This window comes from Arcobacter sp. LA11 (assembly GCF_001895145.1).
Classification (GTDB): domain Bacteria; phylum Campylobacterota; class Campylobacteria; order Campylobacterales; family Arcobacteraceae; genus Halarcobacter.
Map to the genome: position 1 here is coordinate 88,542 of NZ_BDIR01000005.1, position 20,435 is coordinate 108,976.

General features: G+C 26.4%; 20 protein-coding genes. 4 read left to right on the forward strand and 16 right to left on the reverse strand.

The window, feature by feature from the left end; all coding sequences use genetic code 11:
• Positions 1-54: 54 nt before the first annotated feature.
• From BT997_RS06355 to BT997_RS06375, 5 genes are all read right to left on the reverse strand, one after another.
• Complete coding sequence (locus tag BT997_RS06355; RefSeq protein WP_072680615.1) at positions 55-981, reverse strand: hypothetical protein; 927 nt, start codon at positions 979-981, stop codon at positions 55-57.
• Between the two features lie 97 nt (positions 982-1,078).
• A complete protein-coding gene (locus BT997_RS06360; RefSeq protein ID WP_072680616.1) occupies positions 1,079-3,592 on the reverse strand; it encodes a methyl-accepting chemotaxis protein in 2,514 nt (837 codons plus the stop codon).
• Between the two features lie 148 nt (positions 3,593-3,740).
• On the reverse strand, positions 3,741-5,393 hold the full coding sequence (locus tag BT997_RS06365) for an ATP-binding protein (RefSeq protein WP_072680617.1): 1,653 nt from the start codon (positions 5,391-5,393) through the stop codon (positions 3,741-3,743).
• A gap of 135 nt (positions 5,394-5,528) precedes the next feature.
• The gene (locus BT997_RS06370; RefSeq protein WP_072680618.1) at positions 5,529-6,548 is read right to left on the reverse strand and encodes an aldo/keto reductase; all 1,020 of its coding nucleotides are present in this window, start codon (positions 6,546-6,548) and stop codon (positions 5,529-5,531) included.
• Positions 6,549-6,610: 62 nt separating this feature from the next.
• Complete coding sequence (locus tag BT997_RS06375) at positions 6,611-7,588, reverse strand: SLAC1 anion channel family protein (protein ID WP_072680619.1); 978 nt, start codon at positions 7,586-7,588, stop codon at positions 6,611-6,613.
• Positions 7,589-7,643: 55 nt separating this feature from the next.
• On the opposite strand from BT997_RS06375, the gene BT997_RS06380 reads away from it, so the two are divergent.
• Positions 7,644-7,850 (forward strand): malate dehydrogenase, encoded by a 207-nt coding sequence (locus BT997_RS06380; RefSeq protein ID WP_072680620.1) that lies wholly within the window; start codon positions 7,644-7,646, stop codon positions 7,848-7,850.
• Positions 7,851-7,919: 69 nt separating this feature from the next.
• Here BT997_RS06380 and BT997_RS06385 read toward each other — a convergent pair whose 3' ends face one another.
• From BT997_RS06385 to BT997_RS06410, 6 genes are read right to left on the reverse strand one after another with little or no spacing between them, the layout of a single operon-like run.
• The gene (locus tag BT997_RS06385) at positions 7,920-8,447 is read right to left on the reverse strand and encodes a histidine phosphatase family protein (protein WP_072680621.1); all 528 of its coding nucleotides are present in this window, start codon (positions 8,445-8,447) and stop codon (positions 7,920-7,922) included.
• The gene (locus BT997_RS06390) at positions 8,438-9,193 is read right to left on the reverse strand and encodes an adenosylcobinamide-GDP ribazoletransferase (RefSeq protein ID WP_072680622.1); all 756 of its coding nucleotides are present in this window, start codon (positions 9,191-9,193) and stop codon (positions 8,438-8,440) included. The genes BT997_RS06385 and BT997_RS06390 overlap by 10 nt, the downstream gene beginning before the upstream one ends.
• Positions 9,186-10,580, reverse strand: coding sequence for a cobyric acid synthase (locus BT997_RS06395; protein ID WP_072680623.1), 1,395 nt, complete (start codon positions 10,578-10,580; stop codon positions 9,186-9,188). Before BT997_RS06395 ends, BT997_RS06390 begins: the two co-directional genes overlap by 8 nt.
• 2 nt (positions 10,581-10,582) lie before the next feature.
• A complete protein-coding gene (locus BT997_RS06400; RefSeq protein WP_072680624.1) occupies positions 10,583-11,074 on the reverse strand; it encodes a bifunctional adenosylcobinamide kinase/adenosylcobinamide-phosphate guanylyltransferase in 492 nt (163 codons plus the stop codon).
• A 3-nt stretch (positions 11,075-11,077) separates the two neighbouring features.
• A complete protein-coding gene (locus tag BT997_RS06405) occupies positions 11,078-12,136 on the reverse strand; it encodes a nicotinate-nucleotide--dimethylbenzimidazole phosphoribosyltransferase (protein WP_083568520.1) in 1,059 nt (352 codons plus the stop codon).
• On the reverse strand, positions 12,133-13,017 hold the full coding sequence (locus BT997_RS06410) for a phosphotransferase (protein ID WP_072680625.1): 885 nt from the start codon (positions 13,015-13,017) through the stop codon (positions 12,133-12,135). The genes BT997_RS06405 and BT997_RS06410 overlap by 4 nt, the downstream gene beginning before the upstream one ends.
• A 112-nt stretch (positions 13,018-13,129) precedes the next feature.
• On the opposite strand from BT997_RS06410, the gene BT997_RS06415 reads away from it, so the two are divergent.
• Genes BT997_RS06415 through cbiB form a run of 3 tightly spaced genes read left to right on the forward strand, consistent with a single transcriptional unit; the run spans position 13,130 to position 15,789 of the window.
• Positions 13,130-13,882 carry a precorrin-3B C(17)-methyltransferase gene (locus BT997_RS06415; RefSeq protein ID WP_072680626.1) on the forward strand — a complete coding sequence of 251 codons (753 nt, stop codon included), beginning with the start codon at positions 13,130-13,132 and terminating at the stop codon, positions 13,880-13,882.
• Between the two features lies 1 nt (position 13,883).
• Positions 13,884-14,894, forward strand: a complete 1,011-nt coding sequence (locus tag BT997_RS06420; RefSeq protein ID WP_072680627.1) for an aminotransferase class I/II-fold pyridoxal phosphate-dependent enzyme — start codon at positions 13,884-13,886, stop codon at positions 14,892-14,894.
• 4 nt (positions 14,895-14,898) lie between these two features.
• A complete protein-coding gene (gene cbiB / locus BT997_RS06425) occupies positions 14,899-15,789 on the forward strand; it encodes an adenosylcobinamide-phosphate synthase CbiB (protein ID WP_072680628.1) in 891 nt (296 codons plus the stop codon).
• On the opposite strand, the gene BT997_RS06430 is transcribed toward cbiB, so the two are convergent.
• From BT997_RS06430 to BT997_RS06450, 5 genes are read right to left on the reverse strand one after another with little or no spacing between them, the layout of a single operon-like run.
• Positions 15,761-16,723, reverse strand: coding sequence for an iron ABC transporter permease (locus BT997_RS06430; RefSeq protein ID WP_072680629.1), 963 nt, complete (start codon positions 16,721-16,723; stop codon positions 15,761-15,763). The genes cbiB and BT997_RS06430 overlap by 29 nt on opposite strands.
• Complete coding sequence (locus tag BT997_RS06435; protein WP_072680630.1) at positions 16,720-17,418, reverse strand: ABC transporter ATP-binding protein; 699 nt, start codon at positions 17,416-17,418, stop codon at positions 16,720-16,722. Before BT997_RS06435 ends, BT997_RS06430 begins: the two co-directional genes overlap by 4 nt.
• Positions 17,402-18,235: an ABC transporter substrate-binding protein gene (locus BT997_RS06440; protein WP_072680631.1), complete on the reverse strand. Its 834-nt coding sequence runs from the start codon at positions 18,233-18,235 to the stop codon at positions 17,402-17,404. Before BT997_RS06440 ends, BT997_RS06435 begins: the two co-directional genes overlap by 17 nt.
• A complete protein-coding gene (locus BT997_RS06445) occupies positions 18,235-20,178 on the reverse strand; it encodes a TonB-dependent receptor (protein WP_072680632.1) in 1,944 nt (647 codons plus the stop codon). Before BT997_RS06445 ends, BT997_RS06440 begins: the two co-directional genes overlap by 1 nt.
• Before the next feature lie 21 nt (positions 20,179-20,199).
• Positions 20,200-20,385, reverse strand: a complete 186-nt coding sequence (locus tag BT997_RS06450; RefSeq protein ID WP_072680633.1) for a hypothetical protein — start codon at positions 20,383-20,385, stop codon at positions 20,200-20,202.
• Positions 20,386-20,435 lie beyond the last annotated feature (50 nt).

Below are 20,435 nucleotides of genomic sequence, written 5' to 3' on the forward strand. Positions count from 1 at the left end.
GTAGTTTTGTTATAACATTAGTGACTATATAAGTAATTACCAAAATTATTCAAATTACTTAACTTGATATCTAAATAGTATAAGATTATCTAAAATAAGATTACTCGACCAGATAAATGAAGCACCAGAGCCTGAAAATTGTTTTTGAAAATTCATATAAGATTTTTTATTATTAACACCAATCTCATCTTCTGTATATTCAACTGCTTCTGGCCAAGATAAATATTTATTATTTGATTTCCAATTTAAAGGAATATCCCAATGTAATGAATAAGTTTCTTTATATTGATTTGAACCTTTTGTATTGCAATCTTTTGTTATTCTTTTATTTCCATCTTCTTTTACACAAGTCAAATCATAAATAGGAGAGGTATAAAAAGTTTGCGCTTTCCAATTTGAATTTGTAACAGTCCCATCAGAGAAACTAGCTATCAATCCACCATCACCTGGATGAAAAGCTTTACCTCTATTATTTTCACTACCTAAACCAGAATTTTCTTCCCAATCAACAACTTTAATTGCAATTTCGTATGGTTTTTTAACTTTGAATTTTACAATATTAGAGTTAAAAGGAGTAAAAGGAATAGGATCAATACCTACTAGTTTACCATTAATAAATAATTCAAAATAGTTATCTGCAAATATATAAGCTGTAATAATTTCTCCATCTGCATCTATTTGGGTGATAGGAACAGATGAAAGATTAACTTCTGCTAAAGATTTTGGTTTTACATTAGAACATTCATTATATAGATCACTCGCAAAGTACTTTTTATCATAGTGTACCTTTCCTGGTACTATAAATTCTTTTTCATTAAAAGTCTTAATACCAATTGGGGATGGTCTTGAACGACCATTTTCACAGCTAAATAAATTTTCTATTTCTACTTGTGCTTTACCTTTTATTATGTGTGTTTCACTAAAAGCAACTGAGTATGTTAAGCATAATATTGATAAGAATGATAAGAATTTTATTTTCATTTTAATCTCCTTAAATTTTTTTATTGTAATTAAACTTTATTAATCATATATTAATAAGATAAAAATTAATTATTATAAAAATAAAAAAGATAGACTTTCAATTTTTTCCATCAAATTCTTTTTCATTAGTATTTGTAACAATCAATTTTGCTATTCCATCTGTTTGTTGTGCAATAGATTGAGTTTGAGATGCTATAGAAGCATTTTGTTGAGTTTGTTGATCTAATGAATTTATTGTTCCATTAATCTGTTGGATACCTTCCATTTGTTCTTTACTGGCAGTTTCAACACCTGAAATTAAATCAAGTGTTTTTGATATATTCTGATTTAAATCATTATAACCACCAATCATTTTTTTAGATATAACTTTTCCTGTATTTGCCTTATCAGTTGCACTTTGAACAAGAGTTTTAATCTCACTTGCAGCTTCAGCTGATTTACTAGCTAAATTTCTTACTTCTTGAGCAACAACTGCAAATCCTTTCCCCGCTTCGCCTGCTGTTGCAGCTTCAACAGCAGCATTTAATGATAAAATATTAGTTTGAAATGCTATTTGGTCAATAACTGTAATAGCATCATTTATAGATGTAACTTGCTCATCTATTTCATCCATTGCTATTGTAGTTTGATTTGCTAATTCTTCACCACTGCTAGCAGAGGTTGACAGTTCTCTGGCAAAGCCAGACATTTTAACTACATTTTCCGTATTATTTGAAATATTACTTGTAATTTCCCCAAGTGCAGATACTATTTCTTCTAGTGCAGTTGCAGATTCACTTGAATTTTTATTTAAAGTATTTACGTTGTCCATCAATTTATTTGAACTATCTTCAAGAGTTAATCCATTCTTTTTATTTTCAACTAACATCTCAGTTATTGAATCACCTAGTAAATTTACACTTGTTGCTAATACTAAAAGATCTTTTTTAATATTATTAGTAGAAACTTTTTTAGTATAATCATATTGAGTATATTCATCAAGAGTACTCAATACATGTCCAATATTGTTTTCTAAATTTGTACCCATTTTATTTAATAATATTGTTAATTCATTTAATGTAGGATTTGTAGAGTTGATATCTATTCTCTGGGATAAATCTCCTTGCTCAAATTCTGACATGATTTTAATAGTACTATTAATAACTTGTTTATCTTCATCAAGTGATTTTTGAGTTTTTACAATATTTTCATTAATAATATCTGCCATAACACCAAATTCATCTTTAGTATCTATTTTCAATAGTTCAACCGTATTCTTTTCTCTATTAAGAAACTTAAAGAAATGAAGTAATCCATCTTGAAATTTACTTATAGGTTTTGCAATAATTTGATTTATAAAATATCTTAAAATTAAAATAGATAATAGAATACAAACAATAGCAACAATAATCATAGTTTTTTCCAGCTTATGTGCTGAAAGTAAAGCCTCATCTTCATCTATTTCAGCAACTATCGCCCATGAAGTTTGACCATAAATATCAATTTTACTATAAGCACTTAAAACAGAGACTCCTCTATAATCATCTATAATCCAGTTTCCAAATTTATTTGATTTATTCGACATAACCTCTTTTGTTGAATCTGTTTTTATTTCCCATACTCCAATTGTAGAATTTAACTTTTGTACAATTGGATCATTTATATCTTTAGTAAATCTTGAATTATTTCTCATTTTATAATCTTGTCCAACAAGATAACATTCACCACTTTGACCTAAACCTGCTGCTTCATAGTCTCCATTAAAACTCATAATATTATTTATAGCATCAACAGGCATCTGAAATATTAATACACCTTTTTTTATACCGTTTATAAATATTGGAGTAGCTATAAATGATGCTGCACTATTATAACTAGGTTCATAAGGGGCAAAGTCATTAAATGCTAATTCTCCATATTCTAATTCTAAAGCTTTTTTATAAACTTTTGCAATACCTGTATCACTATAAACACCAATCTTTAAATTCGTAGCAAAATCTTTTTCTTTAAAATCTGTATAAATCAGATTTCCTTTTAAATCAACCATAAAAATATCATATAATTCAAAGCTTGTTAAAAAAGAGTCAAATGAACTATGGTATTTTTTATGTGCTCTCATATACGTAGAATCATATTCTTTATTGTAGTTCATATTGTTTTTTTCACCAAGTTTCTCTTTATTATTGGTTATAAATATATATTGAGCAATTAGTGCATTAGTATCTTTAGGGATATAACTATCTATACTTCTTCTTTGTTTAGAATTTGGCACTTCATAATTTACACTATTTAGATAATTATTTTCAAAATCTATTTTAAGTTCATTTTTTATTTGTGATAAATCTAGTTTTATTTCATTTGATAACTTATAAAAACCATCTTCAAAATCTAAGAATGCCTCTTTTGTACCTTGATTTGAAGCTAAAGATGTAAGTAAGCCTTTAAGATAATTAAAATAATTAGTTATCTCATATTTTTTGGTTATCTTCAATGTAGTAAGCTTATTCATCTCTGAGTTTGTCAATGAATTTAAAGAGCTATTTACTGAAATTATAGTGATAATACTACCTAAAAGAAACATATTTAAAATAACAATAATTGAAATTTTTAATTTTACAGATTTATTTTTCATATTTATTTCTCCATAAATAACTTTAATATTAGTATATTGTAATATACAATTTAAATGTATATTAAGATTATATATACTTATTTCTTAGAGCATGCTATTAAATAATAATTTTTTATATCTTTTGATTAAATAATTTTGAAAGAATAGATTAACTCAAATATATTCTAAAGCAAGCACCTTTATATTTTTTATTGTCATAACTAAATTCTGTATTTATTATACTAATATGTCCATCATGTCTTTTTGTAATAATCTGATGAGCCATAGAAAGACCTATTCCAGTACCTATTGATTTATGTTTTGTAGTAAAATATGGTTCAAAGATTCTATTTATTATATTTTCATCAATTCCAAATCCAGTATCTTTTATTTCAATCATTAGACAACTGTCAATCTCTTTTGTTGAAACAAAAATATATCTGTCTTCTTCATCTGAAATATTTTCCACAAGGGCATCTTTTGCGTTAGTTATTATATTTATAAAAGCTTGTGTAAGCTCATTTTTTAGACCTTGTATTTTAATATCAACAGTAAACTCTGATACAACTTTAACGTAGTTGTTTTTTAAAGATGCATCTAATATTGTCAAACTACTCTCTAATACACTTACTAAAGATAAAGGCTCTTTATTTTTAGAGTTTTTAATAAATGACCTAAAATCATCAACTGTATGGGATAAATAATTAGCTTGCTTTATAATTTCATTCATATTAGATGAAATATTATCAGGGTTTACAATACCATGTTCATCTTCTAATTTAAAGCCACTTGCAATTGTAGTTATCACACTAAGAGGTTGTCGCCACTGATGAGCTATATTTCCTATCATTTCACCCATTGATGCTAACTTACTTTGTTCAGCAATAAATTCTTGGTCTTTATAGATACGTTTTTGTGATTGGTCACGTTCCATTACAATGCTAGTAAGTCTTGCAGCAGATAAAAGATCATTTGACTCTTCTTGTGTAGGTAAAGCTGGATAATCATAGTACATACCAAAAGCACCTAAAACTTTCCCCGTTGAATCAATTATTGGCTCAGACCAGCAAGATCTCATACCATGTGGAAGTGCCGCTTTTTTTATATTTTCCCATTTTGGATCTGTTTCAATATTTTCTACAAGAACTCGTTTCCCTGTGTAAGTTGAAGTACCACAAGAACCAACAGCAGGACCAATTTCTAGGCCATGAACTGCATTACAATACTCTTCAGGTATACTTGGTGCTCCACCATGTAAAAGTTTCCCATCTTCAAGTTCTAAGAGTGAACATCTCATTCCTGGATGACGGTTCTCATACATTAGAGCTATTGCATCATAAACATTTGAAGCAGGTTTGCCAATTGCAATCATTTCTAAGATGGAATTAGTTTGATGAATAAACTCTTCTGATTTTTTTCTTTCTGTTATATCAATATGAGTGCCAATTAAACGTATTGATTCTCCACTAGTTTCATCTTTAATAAAAAAACCTCTAGATAAAACAATAACTTTTGAACCATTTTTATGATTCATTTTCATTTCTAATTCAAATTCTTCTAAATCGTTATCTAAACAATCTTGAACCTTTTCTAGAGCACGAATTTTATCTTCTGAATCTACTAAATTTTCCCAAGTCTCAAAACAATTTTCTAGTTCATGTTCTTTATACCCAAGCATACTTTTCCATTTTGCAGAGTAATAAACTTCATTTGTAAGTAAGTTCCAATCCCAAAGACCATCATTAATCCCCTTCATAACAAGAGAAAAACGATCATCATTTTGTTTTAAATCATCAGAACTGTTAGTTTTAAGCGCTTTCATACTTAGACCTAGATAATAAATTATTTTTTAATGTATCATAATTGTAACAATTAGTTAATAAATAAATATAAAATTTTAAAAGTACATTTTTTATTTATTCTATTTAAAGAGGATTGAAAAATCAATCACTCTTTTTTATCCCATCGGGTATAAAATATCTTTTTGAATCTCTTCAATATTTTTTATAAGTTCATCATCTAGTTCAAAATTTAAGGCAGCTAATGATTCATCTAGTTGAGATAGTTGTCTTGCACCAATAATTGTAGACGCAACAAAATCAAAGTGTTTTGAATATGCAACTGCAAGTGTTACAGGAGATATACCATACTCTTCTGCTAACTTTATATATCTAGTTGTAGCACCAATTGTTTTATCATTTACAAATCTATCTGCCATAGCTCTAACTCTAGCACTTGAGTTTTCCATATAAAGTCCAAATCTTGAACCTTCTGGGTACAATCCTGAATTATATTTTCCAGATAAAACTCCTCCACCAATTGGAGAATAAGGAAGAAGTGAAATGTTTTCTCTTCTACAAACATTTGCTAGTTCATCATGAAATCTTGGATTTAAAAGAGAGAAATTATTTTGTATAGATTCAAATCTTGCTAAATCCTTATACTTTGATACTTCATTTGCTTTTGTAAGTCCATAAGCATTATCATTTGATGTTCCAAGGTATCTAACTTTTCCTTCTTGTACTAGTTCATCAAAAGCTTTCATACTCTCTTCTATAGGAACAATAATATCAGGCCAGTGCATTTGATATAAATCTATATAATCAGTTCCTAGTCTTTTCAAACTACCTTCAATTGCTGTTTTTATATGGAAAGAATCAATAGCAGTAAGTCCATGTCTTGTACATGGTACAAACCAACCAGATGAAGCACCTGCTACTTTTGTAGCTAATATAATAGATTCTCTAGGTTTTGTTTTTAACCACTCTCCTACTATTTTCTCAGTTGTTCCTTCATATGAAGCTTTTGGAGGCACAGGGTAGATTTCAGCTGTATCATAAAAATTTATTCCTTTATCATAGGCTTTATCTAATATTTTAAAGGCTTCTTCTTTAGAAGTCGTAGTTCCAAATGTCATAGTTCCTAAACAAATAGGAGTAACTCTAAGTCCACTTTTTCCAATATAGTTATATTTCATATTTTCTCCTAATTAAAAAAATATTATATCGCTTTTAATTTAATTTAAAATATTTTTTAAATTTACTCTAAAATACAAATTTCTTTTTTTAACATATGAGATATTGTTTCTTTTGCAACTAGAAATACTATTAAAAGAGTCATAGACATAAAAATATATGAAAGCAAACCATAAAACCATTCATGAGTCAATTCATACATCAATATAGTTGACAAAGTTACAGCTGCCATTGGAAAAGTAAATGCCCACCATGAGATAAAAAACTTGATATTAATATAATTTTTATACATAACAAATACTAAGATTGTAAAAAACAAACCAAGACTATATAAAATATGTGCAAAGAAATCTAAAGATGATGTAAGTTTAATATATGCAAGAAAACCAATAGCAGGTGGAGCTATCAATATAAACAGTGTAGGCATGAATTTAGGTGCAAATTGTTTATGAAACATTATTCTATTTAAAATAATTGCAAAAAGAATAATCCAAAAAAAGAGTCCAATAGAAAAAAAGAAATATAAAACAGAATCATTTATAAATCCTTTTCCAGCTATTGGAACAATAATATTCCCTACAATGGGTATAAACCAAGCAGGATTTGAGTGGATAATCTCAAGATTATTATTTATCCAAAATCTAATAGTATAAAAAGTTAAAAATATATGTATTGAAGCTCCAAAAATAAATAAAATTTGAGATAACTCAACAATACTATGTCTATATAATACTGATAAAAGTAACATTGAGATAGAAATTGCTGCAAAAAAGTTTATTCTTATTGGATGAGAGAGCTCTTTTTTTACTTCTTCTTTATAAAGAATAAACTTTTTTACATAAAAAAATAAAATCACTAAAAAAAGGACACTAGATAAAAATGAAAAAGATAAAGCAATAATAGAAGGAAAATATAAAATCTCATTCATTTTTTTCAATACTAAAGAGAGGCCTGAAAACCCCATAACTATCGCAAACATCATAACTGGAAAAAATTGTAATCTATTTGAAGGAATAGAAGTAATACTCTCTACTTTTTGCATATATAAAATCCTTATAAGAGAAACTAATTTATAATGATTTGACTAAAGGAGAAGCATGGCTAAGAAAAAACCAATTATAGATTTAAAATCTAAAAATATTATGTACCAAGAGAAGGACAAAACAATTAAACTACTATCTTTTAAAAAATCCAATATGACTATAGATATAGCAATATATGAATCTGGTAAGTTTATAAAAAACAGTAATATTGTTTTTGCACATTTACCTAAAAATATTAAATCATTAATCAAACCATTATAATAATGAATTATACAAATATTAAGTTTAAATTATTATAAAATTAAGTTATACTTATATTATAAGTTGAAATTATAATATAAAATCTATAGGTTCTATATAGTTTACTTTTAATAGACTATTATGATAACTTTTTTTCTCAAAAATTGAATGAAGCATTTTTATAGTTCCGCCATGAGAACATATCAAGATATCACCATCTTTAGGTAAATTTTCCAAAAAGTCTTTAATTCTGTTTTCAAAATCATCTAAACTTTCATCAGCTATATATTTATGCCAACTTTTCATTGAAGATAAATATTTCATGTTATAAGAGTCTAATTCTGCTACTTCTGCAAAACTTTTACCTTCAAACTCTTCTTTAAACCTTATTTCTCTTAATCTTGCATCTTTAACATAATCAAAACCTATTAAATCAAGAGTTTCAGTACATCTTAATAAATCAGAGGAATAAATATAATCATATTTTCTATTTTTTATAATATCAAGTTTAGAAATATCAGTTAGTGACTTATCAATAGAGATATCTGTATGACCAATATATCTATTCTGGTACTTTAAAGCCAAAGGAGCATGTCTTAGTAGTGTTATTAAAACCATAATACAGTTATACCAATAAAAAGTAAAATTTCTGTTAATTCTAAAGTCATACCTAAAGCATCACCATTTAAAAAGCCTAACTTTTTCTTTATAAATTTAAAGATTAAAAATGAAAAAATAAATCCTAATACTAATAAAAATAAAGACTTAAAACCACTAAGAACTATTATCATGAGAACTGTAAAAATAAATGAAAATAATAAACCATTAAAAGATAAAGACTCTTTTAATAAATTTACAAATGTTGACTTAAATTCAAATACCCTTATCAAAAAAATTAACATAAATCGACTAATAATTAACACTGAAATAAACTCTAAAAACAAATTATTTAACAATAAAAAAACAATAGCTCCAAGTTTTAGTATTACAAAAGCTAAAGCATATAAAACACCCATTGCTCCAACATTTGGTTCTTTTATCACTACATAAGCATCTTTCCCACCATGTTTAGCATAAATAGCATCAACAACATCCAAAATCGCTTCTGTGTGTATAAAACCGTATAGTATCATATATACAACTGCACAAATTAAAGCACCAAACCATTCTAAGTTTTCTAAGAATCCATACAAAAATATTACAGTTACACCTAATACAAAACCCATAAAAGGCAAAAAATACAACATTGAATTCAGTACATTTTTTGCACTTAAATCATCTTTTTCTTTAAAACTTATCGGTAAAATTGTAAAGTACGAAAATACAAACTTTAGACCTAATATATATTGATTAAATTTATTCATTTATTGCTTCTAGTATTTTATTCATATCTATTTTGTCTCTTAGTTTTGAGATAAAATTATTTATAGTTGTTTGTTTAAAATTATTAAAATCAAACTCTTTATAATCAGTATTTAAAGTTTTAAATATTTTATTTCGTAAGTTATCATTATCAAAGATTGCATGTATAAAAGTACCATTTATTCTTACACTTTCATAACTTATTGGATATTTTTCACTTTTACCATGATGTATTTCAAAACCAGTTATATCACATTCAAAAATATTATACTCACCTTTATGAAGTATCTTTTTTTGTTCAAATACAAGAACATCATCAATAAAGCCTAAACCCTCTTCTTGACATGACTCTTCATTTTCTAAAGCATATCCATCATATAGATTTTCAAACATCATTTCATATCCACCACAAATACCAAAAATTGGCTTTTTGTAGTTTTTAATTTTATCAAAAAGACCATTCTTTTTTAGCCACTTTAGATCTTTTATTACAAGTTTTGAACCAGGTAATATAATCATATCAAAGTTTTCTAACGATATATTGCTTTCAATAAACTCTAAATCAATATTTTCATCAGCTATTAAAGGTTCAAAGTCATTATAGTTACTCATATACGGATAAAATACAACTCCTACTTTTATTATTGCACAACTAACATCTTGGGTATAGTTTTTTAAACTTTGAGAATCTTCAAAACCAAGATTAAAAGGGATATAAGGTAAGACGCCTAAAACAGGTATCTTAAACTGTTCTTCAATAATTCTAATACCTTCATCAAAAAGGCTCATATCTCCACGAAATTTATTTACTATAACACCAACTACATTTTTTCGTAATTGCTCTGGTAATAAATGATAAACTCCATAAATAGAAGCAAAGACTCCGCCTTTTTCAATATCTGCAACTAAAACTATCTTTGTATTATATTTTGAAGCAACATAGATGTTTGATAAATCTTTATCCATAAGATTAAGTTCCACAGGGCTTCCTGCCCCTTCACAAACAACACACTCATACTTTTCATCTAGATAATCAAAACATCTATCAACTGCTGGTTTCAGGGTATCTAAATCTTTGTAATATTCAAGGACATCTTTTGATGCCACAACTTTACCTTCAACTATCAAAGAAGCACTACTTCCTCTTCCTGATTTAAGTAAAACTGGATTTAAATGATATGAAGTTTCAACACCTAAAACACTTGCTTGAAAATACTGGGCAACTGCAATCTCACTATAATCATCACACACAAAGGCATTGTTTGATACATTTTGAGCTTTAAAAGGAACTACTTTTACACCCATATCTTGCAGTATCTTTGCTATTACAAAAGTAATAGTAGATTTTCCAGCATCTGAACTTGTTCCAAATATTGATATATTTTTCATATTTATTTCAACCTACTCGTTAAACCTAATTTTACTTCATAAACTTCATCACAAATAGATGCAAGCTTTTGTCCAACAACTCCTGTTAAGTCAATAAATTTACGACTCTCTTTATCAAAAGGAATAACTCCACTATTTACGTCATTTAGCACAAATACTACATTTGCATCAATATTTTCTATCTTTTCTATTTGTTTTATTAGTTCTTCTTCACTACTATTTATATTGTTTAATATCCACATAGAGATACAATCCACTATATATGTTTCGCCCTCTTCTATTTTTGATATAAAATCTTTAGGTTCTTCAATTGTAATAAAATTCTCTTCTCTTTGATTTTGATGTTTTAAAACTCTTATTTTCATCTCATCATCATCAAAACTTCCATCATATGTTGCAATATAATATGGTTTTGAATTTGAAAGTTCAATTGTCTTTGCTTCTGCAAGAGTTGATTTGCCACTCTTTTGTCCACCAAAATATAAGATTTTCATAAATTATCCTAAAAAGCTTTCTACTTGATTTATTATACTATCTTTTGAAACTCCATTTAAAGAAGCATAAACTAAAGCTGCTCCTGCACCAACACCCTCTTTTGCTTCACCTTGGTCATATAGTTTTAAAGCGGGATGATTTGATGTTGAGAAATCAAAATCAGAATAATATGTATTTATCTTAAAATCCAACATCTCTAAAAGTGATTTTATATCACTATTTTCATCTTCATATACCCATTTTGTAGTACATAAAGATAGATTTGAAGTATTAAGTTCTCCACCCATTGTTTTTAAAATCGTATTAACAATAAGTAAAACACAAGCCATTTGTGTTCCTCCTGCTAGGACTAATTTTATTTTATTATTCAGTCCTAAAATAAATCCTGCGTTAAATATCAACATATTATCAGAAACTCGTCCTAAAATCTGAAATAAATCATCATCACTTTTTATATTTTCTAAAGCATTTTTAATAGTAATTTCTCTTATATTATTTGGAACATTTTTAAAAGAACTACTAAATAAATCTTTACAGTCATAGCCTAAAGCTTGTGCAGTTGCACTTGCTGTTGTAGTACCACTAGGAACTGACTCACCTAAAATAATATAATCATCTTTACATTCATAAGCTTGTGCAAAAGCTAAACCTTTTTGAAAAAGTTCCATTGCGTTTATTGTTGCATCTAAAGCTATACTTTTTGAAGGATTAATTCCAAAATCATGTATTTTAAAATATTCAAGTTGTGGTTTAACTTCCAATCCTAAATCTAAAAGCTCTATATTTGAATAAGGATTTAAAAGATGTACAGCTCTGGTAAGTAGTGCTGGAGTAGGAACACCTTTTGGAGTTTCGGCTATATTTTCTAAACTTCTAACTTCTCCTGTACATACAAATTCACTATCCAAAGTTGGAGTTAAATGTATCTTTCCAGGGATTCCAGCTTGTGTTATTCCTCTTATATTAGAAGTTCCAGTATTACTCAAAGCTAATAAAAAAGAAGCCTTTTTACCTCTTAGACTTTCAATAAAATCTACATTTCCTACTATATTTTTTATCACTTATTTTCCTTAATTGTCTTTTCTATTATTTCAAATCGTTTTAAAAACTCATTATAGTCTTTGAGTTTATTTTCTCTTGTACATCTTTGCAATGAATAATATAAACATCCACACAATAAGTAATTCTTTAAAAACTCTTCAGAGATATTACTATTTAATTCTTTATTATAAATTTCTAAAATCTTTGCAAAAAACTCTTTATTGAAATTATATCCATCAAAACACCAACTTAAAACCATTACTGCTAAATCAAAATATCTATTTCCATAACATGATTGAGAAAAATCATATACCCCACAAAGTTTCTCATCAATAAACTTTGCATTATCATAAAATAAATCTCCATGAATAAATGCATTATTTGATAAATCAATATTTTCTATTTTTTTATACTTCGATAAAAAATCATTTTTTACATCTTTATTTATATTTTCATCATCTAAAACTTTCTTTAACATTGAGTCTAAAAAATCTTTAGTATAAATATTTTTATTTTCTGATTTATAATCAACTTTGTGTAAAAAGCTTAAAAAATATGTTATCTGTTCTATTCGTTTTAAATTAATATATTTAGGTATCTTTCCTTCAATACATGAGTATAAAACATATGGTTTTGAATTATAGAATTCTATATTTTTAGATATTACTTTTGGAACAATTAAATCTTTTAAAGCATTTAAAATATCTATTTCATGTTGCACATCTTTTTTTGATGAAGATTCATATATTTTTAATACATATCGTTTATGATTTTCATCACTTGCAATATATGTTGTATCTGTTATTCCATTTTTTGTTTCTATAAATGAGACAAATTTTATGTTTAAAGATAAAACCAACTCATTTAATTGGTCAAGATTTAATTTTGTAATTATTCCCAAAAGTTTCCTCTTACTAGTTTTATATGATTTTTATTGTATTATTGAATCTTATAATAGCAAAAAAGAGTAGTAAAAAAGCTTCAAGAAAGTGCTTTTTTAGGAGAATATTAAGATGAATAAACTGTATATTGTATCATGTGGTACAGGTGGTACAAATTATATAACACCAGAAGCAAGAGAAGCACTAAAAGAGTGTGAAGTAGTGATTTCATATAGTAAGTATGCAAGAGAACTATCTTCTCTTATAGATGGAAAAGAAATACATACTTCAGGGATGACCCATGAAGTACAAAGATGTACTAGCGCAGTTGAGTTCGCTTCACAAGGAAAAACTACTTGTATTATTTCTAATGGTGACTCAAATGTATATGGAATAGCATCCGTAATAGTTGAAATAATTGATGAAAAAGATTTATGGGATAAAGTTAATCTTGTTTCACTTCCAGGAATTACGGCCCTACTTGCAGCAGCTGCAAAAGTTGGAGCTCCATTATCACAAGACTTTGCAACGATATCCTTATCAGAACGTCAAAATAGTTTTGAACTAATAGATAAAAGAGTTAAAGCAGCTTTAGAGGCAGATTTCATACTTGGAATATATAACCCAAAATCTAAAAAAAGAATAATAGGATATGAAAACTTTTTAGAAGCCTTAAGACCTTATGAAAATAGAATTGCAGTAATTGCCTCACACATGGGAAGAGAAGATAAAGAAAATATCACTATAACAACTGCTAAAAAGCTTGTAGAAAAAGGTTTAGATAATCCACTAGTAACAATGTCAACACTTATAATCATAGGAAATACTCAAACACGTCTTACAAAAAATGGACAAATACTAACTCCAAGAGGATGTGCTAATTAGAATGAAAACTTATGAGCATGGTGGAGATATAAATGGTTTTGCAAAAAAACTAAACTGCAAAATAGAAGATATTATCGATTTATCTTCAAATATAAATTTCATAAAACCTAAAATAGATACTAACTTTAATACTTTAGAAATATCTTCATACCCAAAATATGACACTCTTTATAAAACAATTGCAAAAAACTACAAAATAAAAGAGAAAAACTTAGAACTCTTTAACGGCGGGAGTTCAGGGATTTTTACCCTATTTAGACATCTGAAATTAAAAAATTGTGTTATATATTCACCTGCATATTTAGAATATAAAAAAGCAGCAGATATTTATAATTATAAAACTACTCAAATTAATAGATTTAAAAATATTTATAAAGATATTCCAAAAAATTCATTAGTTATTTTTGTAAATCCTTCCACTCCTGATGGAAAACATTATGATTTAAAAAAACTATTTAAAATATGGAAAGAAAGAGATGCCACAGTTTTGATTGATGAAAGTTTTTTAGACTTTACAAATCAGAGTTCATCCCTAAAATATTTGAAAGAGTACAAAAAACTATATATTTTAAAATCCTTAACAAAGTTCTACAGTAGTGCAGGAATAAGGCTGGGAATAATAATATCAAATAGGAAAAATATAGATTTAATAAAAAAGAATGAACCTATGTGGAAAATATCACAGTTTGATTCAAGATATATTCAAGAAGCATTAAAAGATAAAGAGTTTAAAAATGCATCTTTAAATAAAAATGATAAAAATAGAAAATCCCTTTTAAAACTTTTAAAAAAACAATCTTTTATCAAGAAAGTATATGAAAGTGAAGCTAATTTCTTTTTAGTAAAACTAAAAAATATTGATGCAGAAGAACTACAAAATACACTTCTTAAGTATAAAATTATGATACGAGATTGTTCAAATTTTACTTTTCTAGATAATTCATATGTAAGAATTGCAGTAAAAAATCAGAAATCAATAAATATATTAAAAAAAGCTTTCAAAGAAATATAGAAAAATGTATATTGAGATTCTATTATTAGCTTATATCATTGATGCGATTTTTTCAGAGTTTCAGCAAGTAAAATATTTAAAACACCCTATTGTTCTAATGGGAAACTATATTTCATGGTTTGAAAAAAAGTTTTATAAAGACACTATTTTAATAGGCTTTTTACTTACAATTAGTCTAATATTTATTACATTTATAATTAGTTTTTCACTTAGTTTAATTGATAATATTCTATTTCAAGCCTTATTGGCTTCATTTACAATCTCTTCAAAGATGTTGTATGATAGTGTAAAAAATATTTTTGATGCAGAAAATCCTAAAGTTGCCATTTCTATGTTAGTGAGTCGTGATACAAAAGATATGACACAAAGTGATATAAACAAGGCTTCTATTGAAACCTACGCTGAAAACTTAAGTGATGGTGTTATTGCTCCAATGTTTTATCTTCTAATATTTGGACTTTGGGGAGCTTTTATTTATAAAGCTATAAATACTCTAGATTCTATGGTTGGATATAGAAATGAGAAATATGAAAACTTTGGTAAATTCTCTGCAAAGCTTGATGATATCGCAAACTATATTCCTTCAAGAATAACTGCAATTTTAATAGCCTTACTTTTTAAATCAAAATATGCACTTAAAAACTTTTATAAATATGGGAAACTTCATGATAGTCCAAATGCAGGGCATCCTATATCAGCTATGGCTTTAGCTCTAAATATAAAACTTGGAGGTCCAACTTCATATTTTGGAAAAATAAAAGATAAGCCATATTTTGGTGAAGGAAAAGAAGTTATAGAAAAAAGCGATATAAACGAAGCACTAAATTTTAAATCTAGATTTGATTTATTGATAACTTTTATAGCTCTTATTTACCTTTGGAACTTCTTCTTATAAGTAAATAAACAAAGAATGGTGCACCAATAAACGAAGTTACGACACCAATTGGTAAACTAGAAGCAGTGTTTGCATTTCTTGAAATAAAATCTGCAACTACTAAAAATACCCCACCATAAAAAAATACAGGTAAAATCAATTTATGGGCACTTTGTTTATATATTATTTTTATAATATGAGGTATCACAAGTCCTACAAAACCAATTGGTCCTACAAAACTAATACTAACCCCAACAGATAATGAAATTACAATTAAAAGAGTAAGATTTAATCTATTTACATTTAAACCTTTTAAAAATGCCGTATCATTTGATATCAAAAGAAGTTTGATTTTGTCTTTGTAAAATAATACAGTAGAAAGAAGAATTATCGCTACAGTTAATACTATCAAAGAACTATTAAAGCCAACAATATCTAAACTTCCTAAGGTAAATCGTACGATTGAATAATTCTCTTGTAAATCACTCATAAAAAAGACTAACATCAATCCAGAAGAATAAAAAAATGATAAAGCAATACCAATAAGAAGTATAGAGTTTGTTGAGACTACAATTGAACTTTTATTTATTTTTTGAGATATTAAATACAAAATTATAATTGTAAAAAAAGAACCTGCAACACCTGAAATAGCTAACATAATACTTGGGAAAAAAACTATTGAAATTGCAGTAAACAAGGTAGTTCCACTTGCTATTCCTAAAGTATAAGGTGTGATAAGTGCATTTTTAAATATTGTTTGAAAAATCAGACCACTAAGACTTAATATAGAACCTACAAAAAATGCTAAGATGATTCTAGGAACTCTTAAATCCCAAAAAATAGTATATGTAGTAGTTGATGAATCAAAAATGTCATTATATATAATTGAAGTATCACCTAAAAAAGGTGAAAAAAAGATAATTAGAAAACCAAATAAAATAGAAAGCTTTTTCATAGGTTTACCACCAAATGATTATCAACTATTTTGATACTGTTATTATAAAACTTATTTAGATTTTCTAACTCAAAAAACTCATTACTTGAACCAAAAAATTCTACTTTTCCGTCTTCTAAAAAAAGTACTTTATATTTTAAATTGTATGCTAAATCTAAATTGTGAGTTATTATAATTTTTTGTTTTAAGCTTACAGACTTAAATATATCAAATACCTCTTTGACTCTTGATATATCTAAATTTGCAGTAAGTTCATCAAATATAGTAATTTCAGCATTGTGAATAAAGGCAGAAGCTAAAAGTAGTAACTGTTGTTCTCCACTACTTAGATTTATACAATATCGATCTTTAACATTCTCAAGTTTTAAAAGTGCAATTATTTCATTTATTCTGTCTTTTTTTATATCACTAATTGAAGACATTTCTAAATACTCTTTTGTTGTAATATACTCATCAAAAATTTCTAATTTTGGTGGAATATAATTTATAAATTTTGTTCTTTGATTTTCGCTCAAACTTTGAATACTTTGATCAAAAAGTTTAACATTTTCATTTGATATAAGATTACATAAAACTTTTGCAAGTGTAGACTTGCCCGCACCGTTTTTACCTAAAACAATAAGGTTCTCGTCAATATCTAACTTAAAAGATATATCATGTAAAATTTGGTTTGTAAAATTATTTACTTCTAACATCTTCTAATATATTCCTAAAATCATTTATAAAGTTAACCACTCTATTACTTGGTATTCCTGCATACTCTTTATCTATAATATAAACCATTTTTTCTTTTGCTGCATTTATAGGTAAACCAAGCCAAGGCTTTTTCATATCATCATGTGAAATTTTTCTTTCATTTATATATGGAGCAAGCATTATTATAACATCAGGATTCATCTTAATAATTTTTTCTACATTTACAATAGGTTGAGATAAAGAAGATGAAACATATGCATTTTTATTTCCTGAAGCTTCAATTATATCATTAAAGTAAAGATTATTACCTGCAACATAAATTATCTTATTTAAGTCTTCTCTGGGACTTATAACCACTAAGATTTTCTTATTTGAAATTATATTTTTTATATTTTCTAAACTATTATCAATACCATTATTTAATTCATCTGCTTTTTCATTTTTCTTTAAAAGCATACCAATAGAACTAATAGTATTTTTTATTGATTTAAGATTATTAGTTTTAAATGTTTTAACATTTAATTTTAGTTTTTTTATATTTAATATTAGCTCATTATCATAATCTTGAGCTAATACTAAAGTTGGTTTTGCAACTAGCATCTTTTCTAAAGAAATACTTGCATATCCTCCTATTTTAGGTATTTTTTTTGATTCTTCTGGAAAGTTGCAAAACTTTGTATTTGCTACAATATCTTTTCCATTTCCAAGTGCAAATACAATTTCATTTATTGAAGGAGAGAGAGTTATTATTCTCTCTCCTGCTATTAAATTTATTGTAAATAAAAAGAGTAAAAAAACTTTTTTTAAAATATTCATTAAAATTTAACTTTCAATCCTGCGTAATATGTTCTCTCAAAGTTTGTAGGATAAACTGCATCGTCTCTTATCCATAAAGCATTGTCTTCATCAAAAAGATTTTGTACTTTTGCAAAAAACTCAAAGTTTTTATAATCATATGACAAACTTAAGTCTGTTGAATGATATGCCTCTTGTTTTTGTGAAAAATCATTTTCAAAATCATTTGCAGCATATGCACTACTTCTATATGTATGAGATAATACTGTTTTAAAATTATTAATATTATAACCTAAATTTAATGTCACATTATGTTTTGATACTCCAGGTAAATCCTTACCATTATATGCACCATCTGATTCATTTTCTTCATCAATTTTTGCAATAATATAAGAATAGTTTAAAGAAGCATATAAATTATCATTTATTAAGTATTTATCAAATAATTCTAAACCATATTTATATGATTTATCAATATTAGTATTTCTATTAGTGAATCCTACTTTATAATAATAAATTTCATTTCTTAACTTACTTGCAAATAAATTTATTTTTAATTTATTGTTTTTTTGAATATTTGTATAACCTAAATTGAAATTATTAACTTTTGCCGGTTCAATAAAACCATTAAATGTTGTTGTTTTAATATAAGAACCTCCGCTAAGAACATAAGTCGATGCAAAAAATCTATCAATATCAGGTGCTTGGTAAGCTCTATTATAGTTTGCAAAGATAGAACTATTTTCATTTAATTTATAGTTAATACCAATATCATAAGCATTTAAATTTAATTTATCTTCTAATTCTGTTCCTGAATCTGGAGAATAAGTGTATTCAACTTTTTCTTTTCTAGCTCCTGCTGATAAAGTTATATCATTAGTTAAATTGTACTCACCAGAAACAAATAAAGCTTTATTTTCTTTTGTTGTTGTATCAGAAGACCCTATTCTATCTCCATTAAACCCATCAACTCCAATTGCAACTTTATAGTTATCTTGTTTTATATTAAATTTTGAATTAAAAGATTTATAATCATAGATTGAGCTAAATCCAGAAGAGTATTCACTTAATTTATTCTCATCACTAAAATTTAGATCAAAAGAGTAGTTATTACTAATGTTATAAGTAGCCCCGACATCAGTAACATAAGATTTAAAGATTTGTTCTGTAAATCCACTTGATTGATTAGGATTAGCCTTATATTCATCAAGAGATAAAGAACCAGCATATTTTATATCCATATTAGAATAAGTTCTACCAATTCTTAATTCTAAGTCATCAGTTGGAAAATATATAAGATTAATATTTTTATTTTTATTTCTTTTTTCATCTTTAGAACCATCAGATGTAGCCCTAGTACCATTCGTAGAAGTATAATCTAAGAAGGCATTTAAGATAAGATTATCATTACTGTAGCCTAAACTAACAGTTCCATTTTTTGTTCCATTATTACCTAAATATGTTTTTATATAATTTTGATTTTTTCCATTTGTAATTATGTTAATAACACCAGCATTTGCTCCATCCCCAAATTGAACAGAACCACTACCTTTAATTATTTCTATTTTATCTATTGACTCTAAAGAAATAGAAGATAATAATTGAGGTGCTAAATCTATATTATTTAATTTTCTACCATTTACTGAAACTACTACATTTTGAAACCCTGAACCAATTCCATATCCTCTTAAATCAATTAATTGAGTAAAAGTATTTCCATAACTTGGATTTATTGTAACAGATGTTTGTGAGTTTAGAAAATCATATACATCTTTTGATTTAGATTTTTCAATATCTTGTTTTGTGTAAATTTCAGTTGTATACGTTGCATCTTTTTCAGTTGTTTCTATTAAAGAAGACGTAACTGTAACTGTTGATAACTGTTCTGTTGAATAAAGATTTGTTGCTATTAATAAGCTTGCAACTACGCTTATTGTGTGTTTTGTTAGTTTTTTATTTTCCATGTGTTTTTTATTTCCTATTTTTTATATACTGTTTGTTGAATATTGTTTGATTGGTTTTAATTGTTTTGCGAGTAACAATTTAGTAATTTTTGGTAATTCTAGACTTATTATAGATGCAATAATACTAATTCTTGATAGCATTTTTCTATTTACTGTAGCTAATAAAATTCCAAAAAATGAAAAGTAATTCTTTTTATTTTTAATCATTTGTCAATCCTCCTTTACAAAATTTTCCGTATTATAGTAAAAAAGGCATA